Source organism: Klebsiella sp. HMSC25G12 (assembly GCF_001807705.1).
Lineage (GTDB): Bacteria > Pseudomonadota > Gammaproteobacteria > Enterobacterales > Enterobacteriaceae > Klebsiella > Klebsiella variicola.
The window spans coordinates 1-1,658 of sequence record NZ_KV789902.1 but is presented as its reverse complement, the minus strand read 5'-3'; the positions used below and the strand labels follow the sequence as shown (position 1 = coordinate 1,658).

The 1,658-nt window shown below is 52.7% G+C and carries 1 protein-coding gene and 1 pseudogene; one reads left to right on the top strand and one right to left on the bottom strand.

What is annotated here, in order from left to right:
* Positions 1-112 (top strand): replication initiation protein (locus tag HMPREF3096_RS31505; RefSeq protein WP_077270173.1); only part of this gene is annotated, 112 nt, incomplete at its 5' end.
* Between the two features lie 370 nt (positions 113-482).
* On the opposite strand, the pseudogene HMPREF3096_RS30505 reads toward HMPREF3096_RS31505, so the two are convergent.
* Positions 483-1,593, bottom strand: a pseudogene (locus HMPREF3096_RS30505) (IS3 family transposase).
* Positions 1,594-1,658: the final 65 nt, after the last annotated feature.

The window sequence follows — 1,658 nt, the reverse complement described above, 5'->3', positions numbered from 1 at the left end:
GCACGAACCCCCCGTTCAGTCCGACTGCTGCGCCTTATCCGGTAACTATCGTCTTGAGTCCAACCCGGTAAGACATGCAAAAGCGCCACTGGCAGCAGCCACTGGTAACTGATTTAGAGGAGATGGACTTGAAGTTATGCGCCGGTTAAGGCTAAACTAAACGAACAGTTTTGGTGACTGTGCTCCTCCAAGCCAGTTACCTCGGTTCAAAGAGTTGGTAGCTCAGAGAACCTTCGAAAAAACCGCCTTGCTGGGCGGTTTTTTCGTTTACTGAGCAAGAGATTACGATGCTAAAGAAAGGATCTCAAGAGGATCCTGTTCCATATGCCTACCCCTGAAGTGAAACCAGCACCACTCCGCGACACCAACCATCAAAATAAAACTATTTAACCCATTGTTTCTGATAAGAAAAAAACATATATAATCATGATCCACAATCATCCAACGCGGTTGACCTGCCCCCCCAGGATTAGATACAACCTTCAGTTAGTAATGTCGGTTCGTTTTTCTTCATATTTCCCGTTTCGCCAGCCCGCCGCAAATTCAGCCGGAGTCTGGTAGTTCAGCGATGAATGTGGACGACACTCGCTCTAATCCTGCCGCCAGTCATTAATCGTTTTCCTGGCGTGAACGATATCGCTGAACCAGTGCTCATTGAGGCACTCATCCCTGAATCGTCCGTTAAAACTTTCAATAAATCCGTTCTGTGTTGGCCTGCCCGGCTGGATAAGCCGTAGCTCCACCCCATGCTCATAAGCCCACTGGTCGAGTGCTCTGCAGGTAAACTCCGGCCCCTGGTCAGTTCTTATCGTCGCCGGATAGCCGCGAAACAGTGCAATGCTGTCCAGAATTCGCGTGACCTGAACGCCTGAAATCCCGAAGACGGCGGTAATTGTCAGACACTCCTTCGTGAAGTCGTCCACGCAGGTCAGGCACTTGATCCTGCGACCGGTGGCCAGCGCGTCCATGACAAAATCCATCGGCCAGGTCAGGTTGGGCGCCTCCGGGCGGAGCAGCGGCAGACGTTCTGTTGCCAGACCTTTACGACGTCGTCTGCGTTTTACACCCAGCCCGTTAAGGTGGTAAAGACGGTACACGCGCTTGTGATTAACATGAAGGCCTTCACGGCGCAGTAACTGCCAGATGCGTCGGTAGCCAAAACGCCTGCGCTCCAGTGCCAGCTCAGTGATAAATGCGCATCAGCCGCCGAACGCTGAGCCTCATAGCGGCAGGTCGACAGGGGCAAACCTGTAAGCCTGCAGGCACTACGTTGCGACAGACCGGTCGCATCACACATAAACTCAACGGCTTCCTGCTTCTGGTCTGTCGTCAGTACTTTCGCCCAAGAGCCACCTGAAGCGCCTCTTTATCCAGCATGGCTTCGGCAAGCAGCTTCTTGAGTCTGGCGTTCTCTTCCTCAAGCGACTTAAGGCGCTTAACCTCGGGCACCTCCATACCGCCATACTTCTTACGCCAGGTGTAAAAGATGGCGTCGGAAATGGCGTGCTTACGGCAGAGCTCACGGGCAGAAACCCCGGCTTCGGCCTCGCGGAGAATACTGATGATCTGTTCGTCGGAAAAACGCTTCTTCATGAGGATGTCCTCATGTGGCTTATGAAGACATTACTAACATCGCGGTGTATTAATCAACGGGGAGC